The 20,846-nt window shown below is 39.7% G+C and carries 27 protein-coding genes; 5 read left to right on the forward strand and 22 right to left on the reverse strand.

Translation table 11 applies throughout. The features are described from left to right. Positions 1-110: 110 nt before the first annotated feature. The 4 genes from AAEM60_RS13435 to AAEM60_RS13450 all read right to left on the reverse strand — a co-directional run bounded on the left by AAEM60_RS13435 (position 111) and on the right by AAEM60_RS13450 (position 2,240). Positions 111-521, reverse strand: coding sequence for a MarR family transcriptional regulator (locus AAEM60_RS13435; protein ID WP_299737698.1), 411 nt, complete (start codon positions 519-521; stop codon positions 111-113). A 103-nt stretch (positions 522-624) separates the two neighbouring features. Next, positions 625-987: a DUF2085 domain-containing protein gene (locus AAEM60_RS13440; RefSeq protein ID WP_299737700.1), complete on the reverse strand. Its 363-nt coding sequence runs from the start codon at positions 985-987 to the stop codon at positions 625-627. Between the two features lie 12 nt (positions 988-999). After that, entirely contained in the window at positions 1,000-1,296 is a 297-nt protein-coding gene (locus tag AAEM60_RS13445) for a hypothetical protein (protein WP_299737702.1), read from the reverse strand. Between the two features lie 23 nt (positions 1,297-1,319). Beyond that, entirely contained in the window at positions 1,320-2,240 is a 921-nt protein-coding gene (locus tag AAEM60_RS13450; protein WP_341356504.1) for a GTP-binding protein, read from the reverse strand. Between the two features lie 287 nt (positions 2,241-2,527). Here AAEM60_RS13450 and AAEM60_RS13455 point away from each other — a divergent pair, with 287 nt between their 5' ends. Next, positions 2,528-3,253: an ATP-binding protein gene (locus tag AAEM60_RS13455; RefSeq protein WP_299737706.1), complete on the forward strand. Its 726-nt coding sequence runs from the start codon at positions 2,528-2,530 to the stop codon at positions 3,251-3,253. A gap of 1 nt (position 3,254) precedes the next feature. On the opposite strand, the gene AAEM60_RS13460 is transcribed toward AAEM60_RS13455, so the two are convergent. From AAEM60_RS13460 to deoD, 5 genes are all read right to left on the reverse strand, one after another. Then, a complete protein-coding gene (locus AAEM60_RS13460) occupies positions 3,255-4,190 on the reverse strand; it encodes an LCP family protein (RefSeq protein ID WP_299737708.1) in 936 nt (311 codons plus the stop codon). 113 nt (positions 4,191-4,303) lie between these two features. Continuing rightward, a complete protein-coding gene (locus tag AAEM60_RS13465; protein ID WP_299737710.1) occupies positions 4,304-5,764 on the reverse strand; it encodes a S41 family peptidase in 1,461 nt (486 codons plus the stop codon). 119 nt (positions 5,765-5,883) lie between these two features. Continuing rightward, positions 5,884-6,471, reverse strand: coding sequence for a YitT family protein (locus AAEM60_RS13470; RefSeq protein ID WP_299737712.1), 588 nt, complete (start codon positions 6,469-6,471; stop codon positions 5,884-5,886). Between the two features lie 178 nt (positions 6,472-6,649). Continuing rightward, the gene (locus AAEM60_RS13475) at positions 6,650-7,501 is read right to left on the reverse strand and encodes a M15 family metallopeptidase (protein WP_299737714.1); all 852 of its coding nucleotides are present in this window, start codon (positions 7,499-7,501) and stop codon (positions 6,650-6,652) included. A 148-nt stretch (positions 7,502-7,649) separates the two neighbouring features. Then, on the reverse strand, positions 7,650-8,354 hold the full coding sequence (gene deoD, locus AAEM60_RS13480) for a purine-nucleoside phosphorylase (RefSeq protein ID WP_299737716.1): 705 nt from the start codon (positions 8,352-8,354) through the stop codon (positions 7,650-7,652). Between the two features lie 130 nt (positions 8,355-8,484). Between deoD and AAEM60_RS13485 the strand changes: the two genes are divergently transcribed. Both AAEM60_RS13485 and AAEM60_RS13490 read left to right on the forward strand, forming a co-directional pair. Beyond that, the gene (locus tag AAEM60_RS13485) at positions 8,485-8,607 is read left to right on the forward strand and encodes a hypothetical protein (protein ID WP_268876310.1); all 123 of its coding nucleotides are present in this window, start codon (positions 8,485-8,487) and stop codon (positions 8,605-8,607) included. 17 nt (positions 8,608-8,624) lie between these two features. Then, on the forward strand, positions 8,625-8,768 hold the full coding sequence (locus AAEM60_RS13490) for a hypothetical protein (protein ID WP_299737719.1): 144 nt from the start codon (positions 8,625-8,627) through the stop codon (positions 8,766-8,768). Between the two features lie 75 nt (positions 8,769-8,843). Here AAEM60_RS13490 and AAEM60_RS13495 read toward each other — a convergent pair whose 3' ends face one another. The 3 genes from AAEM60_RS13495 to AAEM60_RS13505 form a co-directional block, all read right to left on the reverse strand. Further along, entirely contained in the window at positions 8,844-9,164 is a 321-nt protein-coding gene (locus AAEM60_RS13495) for a YodL domain-containing protein (RefSeq protein WP_299737722.1), read from the reverse strand. Between the two features lie 97 nt (positions 9,165-9,261). Next, positions 9,262-10,032: a sporulation protein gene (locus AAEM60_RS13500; RefSeq protein WP_299737724.1), complete on the reverse strand. Its 771-nt coding sequence runs from the start codon at positions 10,030-10,032 to the stop codon at positions 9,262-9,264. 17 nt (positions 10,033-10,049) lie between these two features. Then, positions 10,050-10,853, reverse strand: a complete 804-nt coding sequence (locus AAEM60_RS13505) for a protein kinase (RefSeq protein WP_341356505.1) — start codon at positions 10,851-10,853, stop codon at positions 10,050-10,052. Positions 10,854-11,142: 289 nt separating this feature from the next. Between AAEM60_RS13505 and AAEM60_RS13510 the strand changes: the two genes are divergently transcribed. Then, positions 11,143-12,231 carry a DUF2515 family protein gene (locus AAEM60_RS13510; protein ID WP_299737728.1) on the forward strand — a complete coding sequence of 363 codons (1,089 nt, stop codon included), beginning with the start codon at positions 11,143-11,145 and terminating at the stop codon, positions 12,229-12,231. Positions 12,232-12,348: 117 nt separating this feature from the next. On the opposite strand, the gene AAEM60_RS13515 is transcribed toward AAEM60_RS13510, so the two are convergent. After that, positions 12,349-12,525: a YozD family protein gene (locus AAEM60_RS13515; RefSeq protein ID WP_148969368.1), complete on the reverse strand. Its 177-nt coding sequence runs from the start codon at positions 12,523-12,525 to the stop codon at positions 12,349-12,351. Between the two features lie 124 nt (positions 12,526-12,649). On the opposite strand from AAEM60_RS13515, the gene AAEM60_RS13520 reads away from it, so the two are divergent. Continuing rightward, a complete protein-coding gene (locus tag AAEM60_RS13520; RefSeq protein WP_299737733.1) occupies positions 12,650-12,820 on the forward strand; it encodes a hypothetical protein in 171 nt (56 codons plus the stop codon). Here the strand turns inward: AAEM60_RS13520 and AAEM60_RS13525 are convergent. The 9 genes from AAEM60_RS13525 to AAEM60_RS13565 all read right to left on the reverse strand — a co-directional run bounded on the left by AAEM60_RS13525 (position 12,804) and on the right by AAEM60_RS13565 (position 20,805). After that, positions 12,804-13,457, reverse strand: a complete 654-nt coding sequence (locus tag AAEM60_RS13525; RefSeq protein WP_299737735.1) for a hypothetical protein — start codon at positions 13,455-13,457, stop codon at positions 12,804-12,806. The two genes, AAEM60_RS13520 and AAEM60_RS13525, sit on opposite strands and share 17 nt — an antisense overlap. Positions 13,458-13,712: 255 nt before the next feature. Beyond that, positions 13,713-13,937, reverse strand: coding sequence for a YozE family protein (locus AAEM60_RS13530; protein WP_299737737.1), 225 nt, complete (start codon positions 13,935-13,937; stop codon positions 13,713-13,715). Between the two features lie 109 nt (positions 13,938-14,046). Beyond that, entirely contained in the window at positions 14,047-14,337 is a 291-nt protein-coding gene (locus AAEM60_RS13535) for a YokU family protein (RefSeq protein WP_299737739.1), read from the reverse strand. Then, on the reverse strand, positions 14,330-15,757 hold the full coding sequence (ablA, locus tag AAEM60_RS13540; protein WP_341356506.1) for a lysine 2,3-aminomutase: 1,428 nt from the start codon (positions 15,755-15,757) through the stop codon (positions 14,330-14,332). The genes AAEM60_RS13535 and ablA overlap by 8 nt, the downstream gene beginning before the upstream one ends. A 91-nt stretch (positions 15,758-15,848) precedes the next feature. After that, entirely contained in the window at positions 15,849-16,682 is an 834-nt protein-coding gene (ablB, locus tag AAEM60_RS13545; protein ID WP_341356507.1) for a putative beta-lysine N-acetyltransferase, read from the reverse strand. 193 nt (positions 16,683-16,875) lie between these two features. Continuing rightward, positions 16,876-18,141, reverse strand: a complete 1,266-nt coding sequence (locus AAEM60_RS13550) for a peptidase (protein ID WP_341356508.1) — start codon at positions 18,139-18,141, stop codon at positions 16,876-16,878. Between the two features lie 14 nt (positions 18,142-18,155). Then, the gene (locus tag AAEM60_RS13555) at positions 18,156-18,818 is read right to left on the reverse strand and encodes a 3-oxoacid CoA-transferase subunit B (protein WP_299737747.1); all 663 of its coding nucleotides are present in this window, start codon (positions 18,816-18,818) and stop codon (positions 18,156-18,158) included. After that, positions 18,797-19,495 (reverse strand): CoA transferase subunit A, encoded by a 699-nt coding sequence (locus tag AAEM60_RS13560; RefSeq protein ID WP_299737750.1) that lies wholly within the window; start codon positions 19,493-19,495, stop codon positions 18,797-18,799. Before AAEM60_RS13560 ends, AAEM60_RS13555 begins: the two co-directional genes overlap by 22 nt. A 2-nt stretch (positions 19,496-19,497) precedes the next feature. Further along, on the reverse strand, positions 19,498-20,805 hold the full coding sequence (locus tag AAEM60_RS13565; RefSeq protein ID WP_341356509.1) for an aspartate aminotransferase family protein: 1,308 nt from the start codon (positions 20,803-20,805) through the stop codon (positions 19,498-19,500). Positions 20,806-20,846 lie beyond the last annotated feature (41 nt).

Genomic DNA, 20,846 nt, shown 5'->3' on the forward strand with positions numbered 1-20,846 from the left:
AAGTCTCCCTTAATATTTATGATAAGAATAATTCACTTACTTAAGTAATTAAGCATAATAGAAGGGATGACCCATTCCGGTCAACCCTTGCTCCCTCATGCTTACACTTATTACTTGCGATTCGATGCTAATAGCTTTTCAAACAGTTCAATCAGGTGGTTAATCTCTTCTTTATCAAATTTCACAAATAGTTCCTGAAAGTATTGAGTCTTTTTTTCTTCACATTTAGCCAGCATATCAACGCCCTGAGGTGTCAGAGCTAACTCTACTACTCTACGATCTTCGTTAGACCGCATTCTTGTGATATAGCCTTTTTCTACTAATGTATCCGTAATGGAAGTGATGTGACTTGCCGATACTTCCATACGTTTGGATATTTCCGAGGATTTCAATGCCCCATTCTCGCTAATGAGCTGAAGTACCCGAAATTCTCCATTGGAAATGAACTCACCAAAGATGGTTCGAATATCTGATTTCATCATTCTAAAAACGGATCGGAATAATCCCTCTAACTCGTACATTTCTTTTCCCACTAAAATCGACCTTTCTCACTTCTTGCACTAAATAAATAGTTCACTAAGTTAACTATTATAGTTTAAACATTTTCTTCTAATCTGTCAATGGTTATGAACCAGTCAAGATCATGACGGTTCTGACTCCCATCTTGGAGAATAAAATGATACTGATCGATAGTCCGATCCCACATAGGAGACCGGTCAGCAACCGTAACGGATTCGTACTGGTTCTCCAGTTCCACTTCTGGGTGTATCCATCTGCCAGTAGGGGGAAGATGAGCATCCCCACATAAAGCAAATGAACGAATGTTACCAAAGGGAAATACAACCAAACGAACGGGATCCCGATTAGGATTCCCAAGAGAATTCCCATACAGCGAAAGCATAAGGGAAATTGCTTCCCCCTGACGACGAGTGAGCGTTCTCGTATTCTGTGACAGGGCATAAAGGATAATGTAAGGATGGCTTTCACTTCCTTCCCCTCCTATGGACTGCAGTCCGGTGTGCAATCACAGTCCGGTGAATCACAATCAAATTTCTTTCCTAAGCGTGGAGAAGGAATGCAGTCAGGGGAATAAATTGCACAGTCCCAACAGTCATAAGCTCTATCCCTTTTATGTTTTTTCCGCTGATAGTACACGATCGTTGTTATAAACATAATCACACTGAACCCAATTAATCCAATAAAGATAACGAATTGCAGTTTCGTTTCATACATGCTTAAACCATACATTCCACTGATAAATAAGATTAGTTCTATACTAAACAATAGAAACACCATATAACGTTTCTCCTCACCTTAGGTTATTCCGTTATGTCTATCTCCTGCAAAGAACGTATTATTTCTGATTTATGTAAGTTTTCTCCAATTATGACAAAATTGGTTGGGTACTTCATATCTCCAGGCATGAACAGCGGCATGCCATATGAATATTGAAACAAGGTTGGATTTTTGCGTCCCTGTAATGGAACATAACCCTTCATTCTGTAAATGCCATCAGGTTGGTTTTTCACCCATTCCTCAAATGCTTCTCCTCTCACTGTTCCATCAAAGGAATATACGATCGCTTGTAAGGATAAATGTTCACCGATGGATGCTTTCTCATAGGAACCGCTCCTGTGATCAGCTTTCAAAGTGAATAAATCTTTCATCGACACCTTTGAATAGTTCGTTAAATATACCTTAGCATTGGGGTTAATTTGCTGAAGGTCATATGAGAATGTCCCTTGCTCCATTTCTGAAAGCAAATCCGTTTTATTCGCGACAATATATTGAGCATGACGAATCTGTTCTCTCATCAGATGTAAAACAGCTGGACTAAATTCATCCCTGTTTCTCCACTGTAAACCATCCACCACAGTAACAATCCCTCTAAATTCGAATTGATCGGCAAACAGAGGAGAAAGGATGGAATCGACCACCTCAACAGGATGTGCTGCTCCTGTCGTTTCTATCACTAATACATCGAAATCCTCGTTCATTAACAATTCCTGAAGCTGAGACTCCAGCTTTTCTGAAATGGTGCAGCAAATACATCCATCAAGCAACTCTCTTAAAGCCGTATCTTTTTCAACTTCATCACTATCAATGGAGACACTTCCCAGTTCATTCATTAAGACAGCCGGTTTTTTATTTTGATCCTTTAAGGACTCCAGCAATCCTTTTAGTAACGTCGTTTTTCCACTTCCAAGAAATCCGGATAGTATATAAACATCTTTCTTCATTTAATCTTCCTCTCTATAGATCCTATACATATTCTATTAGAAAGTGCTTATGAACACAACGAACCAAAGCATCCACACCAACTATTTATGTAAAAGGGAGAATAGAGGATGAAGATTCTTTAGTAAAAAAGCGATTTCTTATTTTTACACGCATAGAATGAATAGACAGGAACCGCGACACTAAAGGATTATCTCTGGATGTCCCTTGTATCTTGTAGCTTTCAATAATAGCTGCTTCATTGCAGCCGAAATTATAAACAGTTAAAACTTTAAAGGTGGGGTTGTCATTGTACTACGAGAAGATTGTTCCGCTTAAACTTAGGGACTTTTTGAAGAATCCTTCTCATGAAACGTTGAAGGATCTGTTACTTCATAATACGGGCGAAACAGATTACGTTGATTTCAAATCAGATTGGATTGAATTCACAAAAATGGCGAAGCATATCCTCGCTATCTCCAATACGGGAGGCGGATGCATAATTGTAGGAGTGATGCAATATGATGATGGATCGTTAGAATTAAAGGGATTGACGGATGAGGAATTTTTAGATAAAGCAGATGTTGATAATAAACTGCAGCATCTGCTTCCTAAATATTTACGATACAGGACGGAGGATTTCATTTTCTCTAAAGGTATCCATCCATTGTTGGACTTAAAACGATTTCAGGTTCTTATCATTGATTATGATCCGCGTTATGTTCCCTATACTTCTATTGTGACCAGAGGTGAATTAAGGTATGGGGCCATATATGCGAGACAAGGGACGAAGACAATTGAAGCTACACACGAAAAGTTGGTGGACGTGATTCTTCGCAAAGTCCAGTCCGGTGGATCTGATAGTGATGAGCGTACATTAAAAGAGCATCTGGAACATCTTAAAATCCTGCATCTGGAACATAATCAAACTGAGGATTTGAAGTTCAAAAAATATCTACACGATTTAATTGTAAGAAAAATGAAAAAGATAGAAACCTTTCTTGACCTGGATTCTTCTGAGTTTCATTCTTGGTAAATCACTCAACTGTATTTAGAAAATCCCTGATAGCTTCTTGATTCTTTTGTTCGTCCATATCTAAAACCAGTCCTGCATTTACAGTCGAAAGGTCAGTAAAACTTCCTTCTACCGGTACACGAAGTGTGTCCACACGATTCACGGGTTTCAGCATTAATGACATACCATACTTTATCACTTCACTAATAGGCGTAGAGGTTTCTACGTTTTTTAAACCTTCTCTCATTAGGGAAACAACGGTTGTAATTCCTTCTCCGGACTGCATTTGCTCCATAAGACTTTTTTCTGCCAAAGCCATGATTTCCTGCTGCCGCTCCACTCGTCCAAAATCGCTTTTTATGTCTCCCCTAAACCTCACATATTGTAAGATTTCTTCTCCTTTTAATACTTGCTTCCCGGGATCCTTCGCCCATTTCCAATACTTGATCATCGGTTCTGACACTGTAACCCCGACCCCTTCTGGAAAAACGAGATCCATCATGTTTATGAAATCATTAAAATTCACTTTCACGGAATGGTGAATATCTATGTTGAAATTATTTTTTATCGTTTCGGCCAGGAGCTCTTCTCCCCCCCACGTATACGCATGATTAATTTTGCTCTTTTCAAATCCAGGGATGTTTACGAATGTATCCCTCATGATGGAAACAATCTTAATGGATGTCGATTGTGGCGTATATTGAGCAACCATTAAAACATCTGCACGGGCAGGTTCGTTTTTTCGTTGATCTGAACCGATTAGAAGGACATTAACAGGAGATTTTTTTTCCTGAAGGACTAAAGGAAAAATCGATTCATTATTTTCATCTAAGAAACGCTTTTGCGATTGAACTTCTTCTTTTGGTACCGGTTGTTCGCTCCCACCCCAGAAAGGCGAACAACTTACAACAATGAATACAGAAAATAATAGAGCCAATAGTAATGCTGTTTTTTTCATAAGATCACCTCATATATACTCTCATTGTTGGTACATCTCATATATTCTATACGAGTAAGAAGAAACCAATAGCCAAAAAAAGATCTCAGGTGCTTTCACCTGAGATCTTCTACTTAATTATTTTTGTTTAATTCTTCAATCGCTCTTTTCACTTGCGGATCGTTTTCTTTTAGTTTATCTCGGAGATTGGACATAAGCTTAACCGTCGTCTCAGCATTTAACGTTCCAGTTACCTCTAGTTCATTCTTTTCCTGGAACTGCTTAACCGCTTTTGTTGTGTCCTCATCGTAATATCCATCAACGTTTCCTGGATTCAGGTCGAGAGCATTGAGCATTTGCTCTGCTGTTTTTACCTGATCCGATAAGTCTGATTCTTTAAGTTCTTTATCCGGATTGATATATGGAAGCTGTGCATAATCTGGCATTTTCGCTTCAATATCAGGTGTGATTCCTTTTTCATGTATCCAATTGCCATCAGGTGTTAACCACTTAGCCGTTGTGAATTTCATGTTAGAACCATCTTTAAAGGTTTCGGCTGTTTGAACCGTTCCCTTACCAAAGGTTTTTGTTCCAACAAGAGGAATATCGTTTGACTCACTTACAGCGGCTGCTAAGATTTCTGCAGCACTTGCGCTTCCTCCATCAACGAGAACGGCTGTTGGCACGCCTATTTTCTGCCCGGATTCGGAAACATACTTTTCCACTTTCCCGTTGCTGTCTTCTACTTGGAATAGAACTTCGCCTTCCGGTACAAACAAGTTAGAGATTTTCACAGCTTGATCCAGTAATCCACCTGGATTCTGTCTTAAATCAAGAACAAGTTTTTTCATGCCTTTATCGTTCATCTCATTTAATGCTTCAGTTAATTCTTTATACGTATTCTCTGAAAAGCTCGTAATTTGGATTTCAGCTACACCATTTTCTTTCATTTCTGCATAAACGGTTTCAATTGGAATCTCATCTCTGGTGATGGTAACTTGCATTGGCTTATCCTGCCCTGGTCGCTGAATGGTAAGTGTAACCTTTGTCCCTTTTTCTCCACGAATGAGGAGAACCGCATCGGTTACAGACATTCCTTGAATACTTTTGTCATCCACTTTAGTGATTGTATCATTCGGTTGCAAACCAGCTTTCTCTGCCGGTGAACCTTTTATTGGAGAAACGATGGATATATATCCTTCTTTCTCCTGTATTTCTGCACCAATCCCCTCAAATGAAGAGGAGATGCTTTCCTGGAACTTTTCTGCTTCTTCGACATTCATATAATCAGAATAAGGATCACCGACGCTATCAAGCATTCCATTAATAGCACCATTTACTAAAGTGTCCTGATCAAGATCTTTATAATAATTCTCATTTAACTTATCATAGGCTTCATAAAGTTTTTGAAATTCTGAACGTTCTGTAACCCCTACATTGACCGCTTTTTCATCTCCGAATGCCAGTGCAAATGTTGTAATTCCTGCCGTTGCAAATACAAGGAAGAACAGGAGCATAACAAATTTAAACTTCTTAATTTTTATAAAATTTGAATGGGTTTCTTGTTGTGACTGATCCGTCTTATCTTGTTCCAAAGCTTCCACCACTTTCGTTGCTATGTATCTTGTGTGAATTTATCGTCTACAATATCATGAAACATCTATCTTTAGCAATCATAAGCTCATAACTTCTTTATTCTATCAGCTTTTTAATATTAACGAAAGGAAAATCCATTGTCATGATTATGATGTGTCAAAATCGTTGTAAAAAAACCTACTGTACTGACAGCAAATAAAGAATATAAGAAAGACTCCATACCGATGATCGGCCAGCCAACTACCAGCACTATGCTATCAAAGACAAAGATTAATTTCCCCACATTAAAGTGGAAGTTTTTTCCGATCAATTGAGCTAGTAAGTCGGAACCGCCTGTTGCAGAGTTTCCTTTTAGCATTAGTCCGATTCCGATTCCAACGAAGGTCCCACCTAAAAAGGCGCTCATAAGGGGAGGCAAAGTGAAAATATTTTTCCATTGATAAAAAAAGTCTATCATTAATGAGGATAACCAGAGGCCATGGATACTATTATAGAAAAGCTTTCTGTCCACGAAAAAAGCCAGCATATATAATGGAACACTCAAAAGGATGATCGTAAGTCCCGGCTTAAAACCAAACCAATAATGGGCAATTAGTCCAACCCCAATCATTCCCCCATCCAGGAAATGGTGAGGCACGAAAAAAAGATCAATTCCGATCCCTACAAACACACTTCCTATAATAATAATGCTAAAAGTTCTCAACATCCGTTTCACCCGCTCACCTCAAATTGGACAGCCCCTATTATTGTTGTATGTAAGAAAGTGAGAAAACAGAACAAAAGCGGAGAGGGGGTGGGCAGCGGCGAGTTTCCTTAAAGGCAATATTACATATGACAAACACCAAAAGGGTCAGAAACCCAAAGCTCCTGACCCTTCAAAATCATTAAATCTTTTTCACATTGTTAAAATACTCTTCTAAAGACCAATCGTTTTCATGAATGACTTTAGCTGCATCCTTACCTACATATCTAAAATGCCAAGGCTCATATTGATACTGTGTAATCGAAACCTTATCTTCCGGATAACGGAGGATGAACCCATATTTATAGGCGTTCTCAGCAAGCCACTTGCCTTCCTTCGTATCGGCAAATTCAATGTTTACCTGGAAGTTATTGCTTTGACTCGAGATATCCATTGCTAAACCTGATTGATGCTCACTTTGTCCCGGCGGTGCTACGGCCATTACGGCTTTTTCTTCTCCGAACTGAGCAATTTCTCTTTCCAGCAGCATTTTTTGATATTCATACGAACGATAGCCTGAAATAGCTGTCAGCATAACACCATGTGCTTTAGCCTCAGCGAACATTTTCTCCAGCTGCTCTGCCGCTTCTTTACGAAGATATGCCTTTTCTAGTTCTTGATTACCAAATACGAACGGAACATTTGGGCGGACCAAATCAGTTGGTTTGTATTCATTTAATGCGTATTCCTTATTCACAAGAGCTAAAAGGTTGGAGGGATTTTGTATTATTTGTTTTCCGTCCACTACTTTCACTTCATTGAAGTATTGGGACTCTAATTGTAGTTCTGGAGGAACTGCTTCTTCCTCTGAAGGAGCAGGTTGTTCTTCTTCCGTTTGTCCATCCGGCTGATCTTGTGGAATTTGTTGCTTCGGTTCCTCTTTTTTCGTTTCTTGCTGTTTTTGGCCAAATAAATCCTCTGACCAATCTTGTACTTGCGAACATCCCGATAAGATAATCAAGGAAGCAGCAGTTACGAAGATGATCTTTTTCATACTTTCACCTAGTTTCTCTATAATAGTTCCATCCTTAATCTTACCATGTATCAGGTTTTCTGTAAGCAGGATAAACTTCATAAAATGAAAAACTGCTTATAAACCCGGAGATGGGAATGTAAGCAGTTTCTTTTGATAATAGATGGATCTACTCCCCAATAGCAGCTTCCAAAGCAACTTCAATCATTTCATTAAATGTTGTTTGACGCTCTTCTGCAGTCGTTTCTTCACCTGTTAAAATATGATCACTAACTGTCAGAACGGATAGTGCATTACGTCCATATTTAGCTGCTAATGTGTATAGAGCCGATGTTTCCATTTCAATTGCCAGAATTCCATATTGAGCCCATTTTTCATGCTCGGCATTGTCATTGTAGAACATGTCGGCAGTAAACACATTTCCTACCTTTAAGTTAAGGCCTTTTTCCACTCCGGCATCATATGCCCTTTTAAGTAAATCGAAGTTAGCTGTCGGTGCATAGTCAATACCGTTAAATGTTAATTTGTTCATTTGAGAATCAGTTGATGAGGTCATAGCCAGTATGACATCACGAACTTTAACATCCTTTTGGATAGCCCCACAAGTACCGACACGGATTAGGTTTTGGACGTTATAGCTTTGCATTAATTCGTTAATATAAATGGAAATGGACGGAACACCCATTCCTGTTCCTTGAACGGAAATCCTTTTCCCTTTATATGTTCCTGTGTATCCAAACATATTACGGACTTCGTTATAGCAGGTTGGATTTTCCAGAAATGTTTCTGCAATGTACTTTGCTCTAAGGGGATCTCCTGGTAATAAAACCGTTTCTGCTATTTCATTTTCTTTTGCATTAATATGTATACTCAATTTACTTTTCCTCCTAACTAGACTGTTGAAACACCATTGTAATCCTTTTTTATTTCTTATGCAACGAATGAAAATGGAAGGATAGAAAGCGGAGCATGGGGTCAAACTAACGTCAGAAGGAGGGATCCACATGACTAAAGAAAAAATGAGTAAGAAACTAAAGCAAGCAGTACAGCATGCAAATGAAACAAACCCTTCTACCCGTTCCGGGACACAACCTAACTCTTCAAGAACTGAAAGACTTAAATCATAACGGGGAGGAAAATTTGAATGGGTAAAAAACACCGAAACAGAATCAATGCTCCTAAGAAAAATAACCATATTTCCAAAGAAGCACTAGATGCTGAACACAATGCACATGGCAAAGAAAATTCAGCCCAGAATCGAAAAAACGGCCCGGGCAATCACATATAAAAATTCTCCATAAAATAAAGGGAAGAATCTTACCGACATGGATGATTCTTTCCTTTTTGTGTTACGCCTGCTTATTTAATGGATCACGATCCGGTTCACTCTTTTCCACCCATTTGACTGAAGGCGATAATAATAATGACCTCTCCGTCCTTCGTCAATAAAAATGATATCACGTGTAGCAATGTACCTGCCTTGATAATCTTTAGGAACTAGGTCTGGTACGTTAAATGTTCTGAACGTTTCATACAGGGCTTCTTCATGATTATTAGCTTCAACAGAGATTCGATATACCTTTTCATAGCCTTTGTTCTCTCCATACTTAGGAGTTTGGAAAATGGTCATGTCATAGGTCGATCTCAAAAGCTTAGGACGAATGATTTTTTCAAGTAAAGGCATGAGCACCCCTCCGTCATTAAGTTGTACTCATACTATTACACATAGACCTTGTCGAATCCTTCATGGAAACATAAGAATCTTTGTCGAATCGATCGGATTAAGCGAATTTATTAATCACTTCTCGCAGTTTTGATGAAAGAACAGGAATGTCCGACTTTCTTATCGTCATTTTCACCATGGATTCGTCCATTTCAAGAGCTTCCGCTAAAAATCCGCCTAACCCTCTTGCACGTCGATCCACTTCTAAAAGAAGATCCAATTGTTCTTCCGATTGATTCATGAACATCACTTCAAGTTCATCTAATTTTCGTTGGTACGGACCATTTACCGGTACGAATTCAAATTCCTGTATGAATGGGTAGCGACCTCTGTAGCGACGTGGTGCTTGCTCACATTCAACCTTACGAATTCTGAAGCCAAGTTCCTGAACAGATGTAAGCACAGCATTCGTCAATTCATTCGGCACGATTTCAATATAATCTTTGTCTTTGGGATCTACTGCATTTTTAATGTCTAAACCCGTGGCTACCCACACCCTTGTATTCCCATATGTGATTGGGGTTTCAAATGGCAAGGTAAAGGTAAAAGGAAACTCTTTCTTTTCATTTTCGCCAATGGTAAAAGGCTCGGATATCTGTACTTTTTGAATAGGAGCATAATCAGTGTACTTCTTGTCGTCTGATTCTCGAATATATGTAGTAAAGAGAGTTAAATAAATAGCATCGATGTTTTGATCTGCGCTCCCTCCGGTTATTTCTACTATACCCTTTGCTGTTTCCCCTGCTTGATAGCTTGATTTTTCTAATTTTGTATCTACTGTCGCTGCTCCAATTCCAATTGACGCAAATACTTTGTTAAAAAAAGACATGTTAAATTCCTCCTCTATTATCTTTCTTGTAATGTGTGAATCACTCTGGATAATTCCACAATGAGCTCCGCAGCGTCCCTGAACCCTAAATCAATTTGTAGAAGTCTTCGAATCAACATCCTGGTATCAGGATGAATGGCCAGTTCTGCTTCCCAACTTCTTTCCTTTCTCATCGTCGGTTCGTAAGAAGAATACAGTAAAAACAACAGAAAATGTCCGATTGCGTAGAAATCACTCTTCACAGACTTATCCCTCATATAATCCTTATGTTTCTCTGGAATAGTCTCTGATGTTGTATTCATTTCACAAGCAAGGCCAAAGTCTATTATTTGAAGAGTCCCATGATCCAATAGAATATTAGGGATCCTTAAATCTCTATGAACGTATCCCTTTTCATGAATCCATTGAACCAAGGTAACTAATTGTACACCTAACTTTAGTGATTCTTCTTCGGAGTAGGTTTTTCCTTCTATAAAAATTAACTCCTCAAATGTTTGACCGTTCATTTTTTCCATAATGAAATAAGGAGTCTTTCCATACTCACCTGCTGCATATACGGATGGAAACTGAGGATGAGATAAAGTTTGTAGTGCATTCATTTCATTTTGAACATATTGGACGTGATTAGAAAATAACTTTTTGTAAGGGCGTATTCTTTTTAAAATGGCTTCTTTTCCATTCGAATGGTTGATAACCAAGTAAGTGGTACCATAGCTTCCTTTTCCAACTAATCGGATGATATGGAAGCCATTGATGTTTTCTCCCGGTTTCCAAGTCTGTTCAAAACCATCGATCAGTCTGCGAAAAAGAGTGTGTATCATATCACATTCCTCTCATTCCATCAGCTGCTAAAAAAGCTGGAAAAAAAGCTTTTACTTTTATGCTTCTTATAATGTTGATGTCCAAAGTGTTTATGTTTAGGTGATTTATACTTTCTCCACGCATCACTGGAGCTATATCGATGATGTTTCGAACTTAACAAACCTTTGATTATTTTTCTTAACATAAACAAACCTCCCTAAAATGATTCATTTTCACTTGTATTACTATATACGTTTCATTTTGAAATTAGTTTCAATTCCATAAAATATATTAGTGGAGCGTGATCACTTGACCTCTTCACCGATTCAAAAGATTTTAAACCTGATCAAGACCGGGAGCAATGACCACACGAGACCTCTTCTGAACGAGGGGTATATATGTAAGCTCTACAATGCAACCGAAAGCCCTACTCCCCTGGTCTACTTCCCTCAGGATCAAGAACTGTATGAACTGATTGTGAACAAAGTAAAGAATGCTAACCTTAATAACGTAACAAGAACCGCATGTTATCTTGACTTTTTCAAGAAACACCCTGAAATCCACTGGTCTTTTCTTGCTCATATGGTATCAAGAAATGCTGGTTATCATATGACAGACATTCGAAACAATCTGCTCTCATATGTATTGGACAATAATGATCAAAAAGCGTTATTCTCATTTCTCGAGCTATGTAATGCAGCCATCTTTCATGATGCCTACCCTCAATTATTACTATATGAACAATGGAAAAGAACGGGACATTCTTCCTTTCACCTCCTAAAAAAATTCAACGTTTCCATTTTCATGATGAATATCTGGAATGACTTTCTTACTACCGGTAATGAACAAGTTTTAACCATTGGACTCATCATGAATGAGCAGCATATGATTCAAAAGAGAATATTAACAGAAATGAAAAAACCTATTGGAGTAGAAGAGTGGCTTTTTCTCTTGCAGGACCGTTTAGAATTTGCCTCCATTCTCTTTCCATATGGAAAACATTCCCCCTGCTCTCTTGCAGGGCTTTCGGTATCTCACTTTGAGCAGGTAAAGCGAAGGATTGTGTTAGGCAAGAAATTATACAGTATATTATTTCATGACACTGTCTTTCCTACATCTTATTCCTTTGCGATTAACCATTCACATAGCGGATCAAGAGCAGATTACTGGCCTCATGTTTATTCGAAAAAAAACAAAAAAACTCGGCTGTATAGTCCAACACTGTGTTCTGCCTGGGATAACATCCCTCCTTTGACACTCTCTTCGACTGACTGGTTTACGGACCAGTCAATTGAAGTGATGGAGCCGTTGTTGACGATGATGGTACCCGGTCATTTTTCCATGACAAAAAAGTGGAAAACGTTGACCTCATTCCTGGTTAATCTAAAGCGGGATTAACTCAAAATAAAGTGCCTGCATGTTTCGAAAAACATGACAGACACTTAAGAGTTAATCCCCAATATATTAAAGGACATTCCTTACGACGTGATTTTCATTTCGATGGTTGAAAAGATCCTAAACATCTTCTTCCCATTCTTCATCAATGATACATTTGGCAATCAGATACTCGAATGTGATATCCGCTATTTCTTCCAGCTCATCTTCTGATGGTACATACCCTCTTTGAACGAGTTCTTTCATAAAGAACTCTGCAATTTCCTCAGTGTCGATAAAGACTTCTATCTCCCGCATGTGATCGCCCCCTTTGATTCTCAATTTATGACAACACTCTCCGAGTTATGCTAGGAGAAAAAAGTTTTCATAAGAATTTAAAGACAAGCATAGACTTTATCATCAAAGATAGAGGAGCGATTCGATGTTAAGCACATTCACTAAAAAAACAAAAACGATGTTAAAAGATTTAGAAAATGGTGAAGGAATGATCGTTTCTGGAATGCAATGGATTCTTCGAGGCGTATTGTTAACATTCTTAATCGTTAGTGTTCCAGTGTTTCTTTACATCATGTGGCTTATTCCTTCTCTTTAACGATAGAGCTCGTGTGAGTTTTTAATTGTTCTAACACATAGTCCATCTTATTCTTATATTTAGTATCTTGAAAGAGAAGATACAGGGTTTTGTAATCATTATAATGATCTAAGAGCTGATCAATCCAACTTGGCTTCGGGTAAGCAGGTGAATGAAGCGATTTTGTTTTGCCTTCTTTTTTTTGTGGAAATACGAATCCATATTTCTTTATAAATGCCTCTGCTTGCTCTTCATCTGCAACCAGGGTGATTTCATCTTCGTCTGCTTCTAACCACTCACCATCTGTAATTCTCATTAACTCATAAATAACGTCTTCCCAGGCATCGTCCTTATAACGCCATATTTCCGTCCGAAATCCTACCACTTTAAAGAGATCCTCTTCATAACCCTTGACAATTACAAGATCTCCAAATAGAAATTTATATTCAATATCAATCTGTTCCTGTTCAAAAATGTATCCATCATAAGAATCAAGCAATTCTAATGCTTTCTCCTTGAATAGGCCTTCACTTTCATTTACCTCATATAAAAACTCACCATCGAGCTTTTTAATGTCGGTTATTTTCCCGACTGTACCATAGATTGTTACGACTACTGTTTCCCCAACTCTGAATCTAGGCTCTTTTCGTTTCTTCATTCTCCCCTCACCCTTAATCGCCTTTTTTATATGATATGCAGTAACAACCATATCGGTATACACGAAATCCCTTACTCTCTTTTTTCTTTGGAATAGGAATCGTCTATGCTTGTCAGGCACTGTAACTATTAAATTTATATTTAGGCTTTGTAGCTATCAACAAAAAGAGGATTGAGTGACCATGCTACTTGAGGAAAAAAAGGACCGACATAAGTGTAAAACAAACGTCGGTCCGGAAGCTTTAAGGTATTCACGTTAATCTTTTTCTTCTAACTGATAATAGTCCCATGCCATATCGAAAATGGACATACTTTCAAGATAGTGCCCATTCATTTCGAGGTAGGAGCTGATTTCATGGTATTGTTGTGATTGTTTAGGAAAGCTGTGATCATCATAAGCTGAATTTGCGAATTGAGTTATTTCATCCTTGGCAGTAGGTTGCCTATACTTCATTAAATAATGATAAAAGGATTTTCTCATCTGCTCCACCTACCTTTGTTCTTCTTTTCTAAAAGGATAGCCGAAGTAGATGGATTCGTAAAGTGTTTGCTTTGTTGTGACATATTAAGGCTCTATAGCTTTATCCCCATTAAAATCGAAAGTAATTTTTCTTTAGTAATCGGGGAAGTTGCATTAAATCAGTATAAGCGATCACTTTATCGATTAATTTCGTGTCGACCAGCATAAGCTGGTCTTCTATTTCATTGATGACCCCTTCATCCTGGTACTCCATTCCACAATGGCTGCAGCTCACGCTCGGAACATTTGCGATTTGAATCGCTCTTGTGCCATCTGGAAGCTCCCAATACACGCTGGATTGATCCTCATGAGCCGTCTTCTCTTCACACCATTCACATACTTTTGTATTCTTTTTATCCATTGATGGTTTCTTCCTTATCATCATTTTTATCCTGATTCATTTTCGTTAGCATAGCTTTGTGCTTCTTTTCCTTAAGCTGGTCTCTCTTTCCTCTAAAGTCCTTAAGGGAATTGTGATCGGGGTTTTCCTGGTATTCCTTTCTACGTTCCAAACGCTTAAGCCCACTCGGGGTGAGAGAAGAATGGGTTTGATTCATCAAGCCGGCAATTCCAATCGAAGGTTCTTTAATCTCTTCATCGTGATACACTTCTTTAAAGTAGTCATCTGCTCTGCCTGCTACGTATTCTTCCGGTTCCGGATAGGTGGAGATGACTCCTTCGAAATTACGTACAACCACTTTCGAAGCACTTTGAGAAATAAGGTAATTAGGTTGCAGGGAAATCTTCCCTCCACCACCAGGAGCATCCAGCACGAAGGTCGGTACGGCATAGCCGGAAGTATGTCCCCGTAAACCTTCAATAATCTCCAATCCCTTGGAAACCGGTGCGCGGAAGTGGCCGATTCCTTCTGATAAATCACATTGATAAATATAGTACGGACGTACGCGAATCTTAACAAGATCGTGCATGAGCTTCTTCATGATTGGAACACTGTCGTTTATACCAGCGAGAATAACCGCTTGATTCCCTACAGGAACCCCTGCATTTACGAGCATCTCACACGCTTTCTTGGACTCTTCCGTAATTTCGATTGATGTATTAAAGTGGGTATTTAACCACACTGGATGATATTTCTTTAAGATATTACAAAGGTTTTCAGTAATCCGCTGTGGAAACACTACGGGCGCCCTCGTTCCAATCCGGATGATCTCGACATGTGGAATCTCCCTTAAATTCTTTAAGACGTATTCAAGAATCTGATCATTAATCAGTAGACCATCGCCTCCCGATAACAGTACGTCTCTTACACTCGGAGTCTCTCGAATATATTCAATGGCTGCATCAAGCTGCTTCTTTGGTACACCCATTCCAATTTGTCCTGAAAACCTTCTTCTCGTGCAGTAACGGCAGTACATCGAGCACTGATTAGTCACGAGAAATAACACCCTGTCCGGGTACCTGTGCGTCAATCCGGGAACAGGGGAATCTTCATCCTCATGTAAAGGATCCTCCAGGTCATACTTCGTTTTGTGGATTTCCTGACCAATCGGAACGGATTGCATCCGAATAGGGCAGCGAGGGTCATCTTCATTCATTAACCATGCATAATAAGGTGTAATATTAAGAGGGATTGTTTTAGTCGAAATCTTTACACCTTCCTCTTCCTCAGGCGTCAGGTTCACCACTTTCTTCAAGTCATCAAGGGTTCTGATAGTGTTGGTCAGCTGCCATAACCAATTATTCCATTGTTCATCTGTCACGTCTTTCCAAAGCTCAATATCCTTCCAATCCCTCTTTGGTTTATAGAGATTCATTTTCATCTACTCCACCAACTTTCCAAAAGTATCTTTCCACCAGGAACAGAGCTATACATTAGCCTATGAATTAAAACCACAATTGGTTTTTATCCATTTACATTTCACTTAGATCTTTTTCCCATAGGTTCATATCTTCCATTTTGTCGAAGATGATGCAATTATTCGCCAGTCTTCCCCCATATCGATACCCAAGCTGATGGAATACTGCATTCATACCAAATGAAAGTGCTCTTGCAATCGTATAGGCGCAGAAAATGTCCCTATCCAGTAATTCACCTTCTAACTTTCGTATCAGATGTTTCATATATCCTCCCTTTCGATAGGAAGTGCGTGTAGCACAATCCGTCAATTCGGCATTCTTGCAGGATAAAGACACATCAGCAGAAGCAGCACTGATGATTCTTCCTTTCTCCTCGATATAAACAAAGATTGTCCCACTTTTCATTGACTCTTTCACATAGTCGGGATTGTGCAATGGTACAGGATAAAGCTTAAATACTTCCTGATACAGATCGGCTAATTGCACTGCATTCTCCTCAGTGGCGACAGAAATCGTTTCAGAACTTACAAGCGCTTGCCTATCAAGCTGTTGAACCGATTGGAGAATGTCGTCTTCTTTGCTCCAGTACGAACTGTTTCTTCTTTCATTCGTTAAAAACTTACTCATAAATAAAGCCTTATCACCATTGAAGTAAGCGTTTACCCCCCCCTCCAAGATGAAGCCTTTTTCCAAAAAAAAGAGAGATTGATTCCATCTTGCTTTCACAATCACCTTTTCATAAAGGTTGGACTCAGTTTCTCTCTTAACATACTCCCATAACAATCCTGGATTCCCTCTAAACTCATCCACCCGCAGTCGCCTGTTGTAGCCATCCTTGTAAATGGCAGCTTCCAGCTTCGGTTGTTTTATAAATTCGTATGTTTGCATTCTTATAAGCCCCTTTTTAACCAACATATGAAATGAAAGGATAAGTTATGAAACAAACCAACACAAAAAAGGAACAACCTCTGTCTTTAATCAAGTGAGTTGTTCCTTCTGTGGAGGTTATGAAGTTTAAGGGATTACATTGAGGCCCCCGAAAGGTTTCTATTTGTTATCCTATACCCCTTAAAAAAGAAAATTATGACTGTTTATTGCACCAATCTATAATAAATAAGGTAAGAATTTCAGCAGTTTGGTAGATTCTATCCAATTCAATGTATTCGTCTGCGTCATGAGCCACCTCGGTTGTACCAGGACCAAATACGACAACCGGTATATTCCCTCCCTGAGAAAGGATTCCTCCATCCGTTCCCCAAGGAGAAGCTTCAATGATTGGAGTGATTCCCAATACTTCTTTGGCATGATAACAAAGTTTCTCCACGATTTCATGATCACGAGAAAGATCGCCCGGCTGCCACCTGCCACCAAACCATTCAATCTCCACTGGATGATGATCAAACCATGAATCAACCTCTTTCAGGCTTGAGATTACAGCTTCAACCTCCTTTTCTACTTCTTGCAGGGTTTCCCACGGACCAACCCCCACCCTTCCTTCAATTACAGCCAAATCAGGTACGGAAGATGGCCATTTCCCACTTTCTATTTTACCGATGTTAATCGGTAACGGAATAGGAATATTGCTATATAAAGGATCATCCACCTTCTGATTTCGAGATTCTTCCAGTTGCTGAAGAGAGTTAATCACTGTGTATGCTTTATCTATGGCGCTTACCCCTTCGTATCTGGTTCCTCCATGGGCAGATTTCCCTTTTACTCTAAGACGAAACCACATGGAACCTTGCTGCTTAGGAAAAATCTTCATATTGGTAGGTTCGGGAATAATTGCACCATCTGCTTTGTACCCTCTTACCAATGCAGCGAGGGTACCAGTTCCACCACTTTCCTCTTCAATCACACTCTGAAAGATAATATCACCTTTGAGGGGAATTTTTAACTCCTTCACAACCTCAATAGCGAGTAGTAAAGCGACAGTTCCTCCCTTCATATCCGTTGCCCCGCGTCCATAAAGCTTTCCGTCTTTGATCAAACCACCATATGGATCATATGTCCAATCCTTCCTGTCACCTTCTGGTACAACATCAATGTGTCCATTTAGCAGAAGACTCTTTCCACCACCCTGGCCTTTCAGTACCCCGACCACGTTCGGGTTTCCTTTGAATTCCTTTCGATCGCACCGGTAAAAGGGATGATCCTTTACATCGTTTTCGTTCACCTCCCAAATATCCAACTCTAAACCAAGTTTACGGCACTTCTCTATTACGATTGCCTGCGCTTTTGATTCATTTCCTCTTACACTATCCTCTTGGACTAATCTTTGCAGAAGCCTGGTGGTCCTTTTCTTTTTTTCTTCTATTATTTCCCTGATGAGACGATGAGTTTCCAAATGGGGCCCTCCTTTTAACGTAAATATTTTAAGCAAGAGCTTAATGTGAAACGGGCATCTGTTGTCTCCTTAATATCTTGAAGTGTGTAGGGACTGAATATTTCACACAATATCAATTGATCATTCTCAATTGTGAAGACAGACCGGTCCGTAATAATCATGGAGACACAAGACCTGGCCGTCAATGGGAGCGTACATTCCCGCACGAGTTTGCTCTCACCATTTTTATCTAAATGGGTCATGAGTACAATGACTTTATTTGCTTTTGACGCAAGTTCGGTTGCGCCCCCCATTCCCGGTACCTTTTTGCCGGGGATAATCCAGTTTGCAAGATCTCCCTTCTCACTGACTTGCAGCGAGCCTAGGATCGTAAGGTCAATCTTGCCCCGGCGAATCATGGCAAATGCGATGGAGCTATCTGTATAACAGCCTCCCTTCATTAATGAGACAGGGAATCCTCCTGCATTACACAAGTTTTCATCCTCTTTCCCTTCCCCCGGTGCAGGCCCCATTCCAATAATTCCGTTTTCCGATTGAAATACAACAGGAAACCCCGGGGTAAGATGATTCGGAACAAGGGAGGGTATTCCGATTCCCAAATTAACAATCATATGCTCTTTCACTTCTAAAGCCGCACGTTTGGCTAACCTATCCTTCAATTCGTTTCCCATGCCCATTTCCAGTCGACTCCTTTAGACAAAACAATATGATCTACAAAAACACCCGACGTGACAATTTCCTCAGGATCTAATTCACCCACATTCACAATTTCTTCTGCCTCCACAATCGTAATATCCGCGGCCATAGCCACAAGTGGATTCGTATTTCTGGCACTTTTATCATAAATAAGATTGCCAAATGTGTCGGCTTTTTTGGCATACACAACCCCAACTTCAGCAACGAGGGCGGTTTCATATAAGAAGCGGTTTCCATCTATCTCCAGTATGGGTTTTCCTTTATTTAAATATGGATCATCCACGCCGATTTCGGTTACGATTCCTTTCAACCCGACTCCCCCTGCCCGAATTCTCTCTGCCAATATTCCCTGAGGAGAGAATTCCACCTCAAGCTTCCCTTCACTCATTAAACGACCAGCAATCGGGTTAGATCCGATATGGGAAGCAATCACTTTCTTTACTCTGTTTTGGGCTACTAATTGTCCAATACCGATATGGGGAAAACCTGTATCATTTCCTATAATCGTGATTTCCTGAGTTCCCCAATCCAATAAATGCTTACTTATAGTAGGAGGGGATCCCACCCCTCCGAATCCTCCGAACATCAAAGTCATTCCATCATAAAAAAATTGTTTTATATTTTCATAACTGCTTCTTTTATTGTGAAGACCGGGCATATTTAGATCTCCTTCCAATTCTCTTCTACTAGTTGAAAGGTTCTTCTGAGTCTTTTAACCATTTCCTCAAGTTCCCTTTTTGAACTGTTTAATGGGGGAGCAACCATAATGGCGGAGCCCTTCCTTCCATCTATCCCCGCCGCTGCGGGATATAACAAAATCCCACATTCAACCCCCGCTTGAACAATATAAGAAGTAAAAGGTGCTCCAAGGGAACTCAGCTCTATTCCCAACATGAGTCCTTTTCCTCGCACATCTTGCACAAAGGAAAATTCAGTTTTTAATTTTTCTATTAGATTTTTCAAGTATGTTCCTTTATGATCGACACCTTCAATCATCTTTTCTGAATCAATCAGTTTCAGAACAGCAAGTGCTGCTGTTGCAGACATTGGATTCCCACTGAATGTATGACCGCTCATAATAACTTTCGACCCATTCAATATCGGCTCCATTATGTTGTCGGAAATGAGGGTCGCAGCGATAGGGGCATATCCGGCGCTTAACCCTTTACCTATCGCTACAATATCGGCTTTCACTTTCCACTGCTCTAAAGCTAAAAAAGTCCCAGTCCGACCACATCCGGTCATCACTTCATCTGAAATAAACAAAATATCATGTCTCTCACAGATTGCTTTGATCCGTTCATAATAACCTTTTGGGGGAGTGATCGCCCCACCTGCGGCACCGATGATCGGTTCCGCCATAAATGCAGCAATATTGTCGGCTCCTATTCTGCTAATCATCGTTTCTAATTGAGAAGCACACGCAAGATCACATGATGGATGTGTTTTTCCAAAAGGACAGTGAGCACAATAAGGAGGCTCAATTGTTGGCCAGTCTCCTAAGTAGGAGTCAAATCGTTCTCTTCTGGTTGGGTGACCTGAAGCAGATAAAGCACCGAAAGTGATACCATGGTAACTCAGCCATCTGGATAAAATTTTTCTTTTCATCGGTTTCCCCTGTTCCTGCCAATGCTGAATAGCAATCTTGATGGCCGTCTCCACAGCCTCAGAACCACTATTCACGAAGAAACTCCATGGATAACCTGTCTTCTCATGAAGGAATGTCGCTAAATCCTCAGCTGGCTGATTACTGAATTGAGAACGATACACAAATGCTACTTTATTTCCTTGATTCACAATAGATTGAAGAATTTCTTCCATGCCATGTCCTACATTTGCAGTAACCGCTCCAGAACAAGCATCCATATACTCCCGTCCATCGGTATCATACAAATAGACACCTTTTCCATAATCAATTGTCGGATAGTGTTCACCAATCAGTGGTTTTATTAAATGCGAATGAGGCATAATCCCCCTCCTGAAAGAATCAGATTCGTACTCTCTTTCGA

Source organism: Rossellomorea sp. y25, from assembly GCF_038049935.1.
GTDB lineage: Bacteria > Bacillota > Bacilli > Bacillales > Bacillaceae_B > Rossellomorea.

Coding starts and splice junctions, on each gene's coding strand:
- AAEM60_RS13435 (WP_299737698.1), bottom strand. CDS start 521: ATGTACGAGTTAGAGGGATTATTCCGATCCGTTTTTAGAATGATGAAA.
- AAEM60_RS13445 (WP_299737702.1), bottom strand. CDS start 1,296: ATGGTGTTTCTATTGTTTAGTATAGAACTAATCTTATTTATCAGTGGA.
- AAEM60_RS13450 (WP_341356504.1), bottom strand. CDS start 2,240: ATGAAGAAAGATGTTTATATACTATCCGGATTTCTTGGAAGTGGAAAA.
- AAEM60_RS13460 (WP_299737708.1), bottom strand. CDS start 4,190: ATGAAAAAAACAGCATTACTATTGGCTCTATTATTTTCTGTATTCATT.
- AAEM60_RS13470 (WP_299737712.1), bottom strand. CDS start 6,471: ATGTTGAGAACTTTTAGCATTATTATTATAGGAAGTGTGTTTGTAGGG.
- AAEM60_RS13475 (WP_299737714.1), bottom strand. CDS start 7,501: ATGAAAAAGATCATCTTCGTAACTGCTGCTTCCTTGATTATCTTATCG.
- AAEM60_RS13485 (WP_268876310.1), top strand. CDS start 8,485: ATGACTAAAGAAAAAATGAGTAAGAAACTAAAGCAAGCAGTACAGCAT.
- AAEM60_RS13490 (WP_299737719.1), top strand. CDS start 8,625: ATGGGTAAAAAACACCGAAACAGAATCAATGCTCCTAAGAAAAATAAC.
- AAEM60_RS13495 (WP_299737722.1), bottom strand. CDS start 9,164: ATGCCTTTACTTGAAAAAATCATTCGTCCTAAGCTTTTGAGATCGACC.
- AAEM60_RS13500 (WP_299737724.1), bottom strand. CDS start 10,032: ATGTCTTTTTTTAACAAAGTATTTGCGTCAATTGGAATTGGAGCAGCG.
- AAEM60_RS13505 (WP_341356505.1), bottom strand. CDS start 10,853: ATGATACACACTCTTTTTCGCAGACTGATCGATGGTTTTGAACAGACT.
- AAEM60_RS13515 (WP_148969368.1), bottom strand. CDS start 12,525: ATGCGGGAGATAGAAGTCTTTATCGACACTGAGGAAATTGCAGAGTTC.
- AAEM60_RS13520 (WP_299737733.1), top strand. CDS start 12,650: ATGTTAAGCACATTCACTAAAAAAACAAAAACGATGTTAAAAGATTTA.
- AAEM60_RS13525 (WP_299737735.1), bottom strand. CDS start 13,457: ATGAAGAAACGAAAAGAGCCTAGATTCAGAGTTGGGGAAACAGTAGTC.
- AAEM60_RS13530 (WP_299737737.1), bottom strand. CDS start 13,937: ATGAGAAAATCCTTTTATCATTATTTAATGAAGTATAGGCAACCTACT.
- AAEM60_RS13535 (WP_299737739.1), bottom strand. CDS start 14,337: ATGGATAAAAAGAATACAAAAGTATGTGAATGGTGTGAAGAGAAGACG.
- ablA (WP_341356506.1), bottom strand. CDS start 15,757: ATGAAAATGAATCTCTATAAACCAAAGAGGGATTGGAAGGATATTGAG.
- ablB (WP_341356507.1), bottom strand. CDS start 16,682: ATGCAAACATACGAATTTATAAAACAACCGAAGCTGGAAGCTGCCATT.
- AAEM60_RS13555 (WP_299737747.1), bottom strand. CDS start 18,818: ATGGGCATGGGAAACGAATTGAAGGATAGGTTAGCCAAACGTGCGGCT.
- AAEM60_RS13560 (WP_299737750.1), bottom strand. CDS start 19,495: ATGCCCGGTCTTCACAATAAAAGAAGCAGTTATGAAAATATAAAACAA.
- AAEM60_RS13565 (WP_341356509.1), bottom strand. CDS start 20,805: ATGCCTCATTCGCATTTAATAAAACCACTGATTGGTGAACACTATCCG.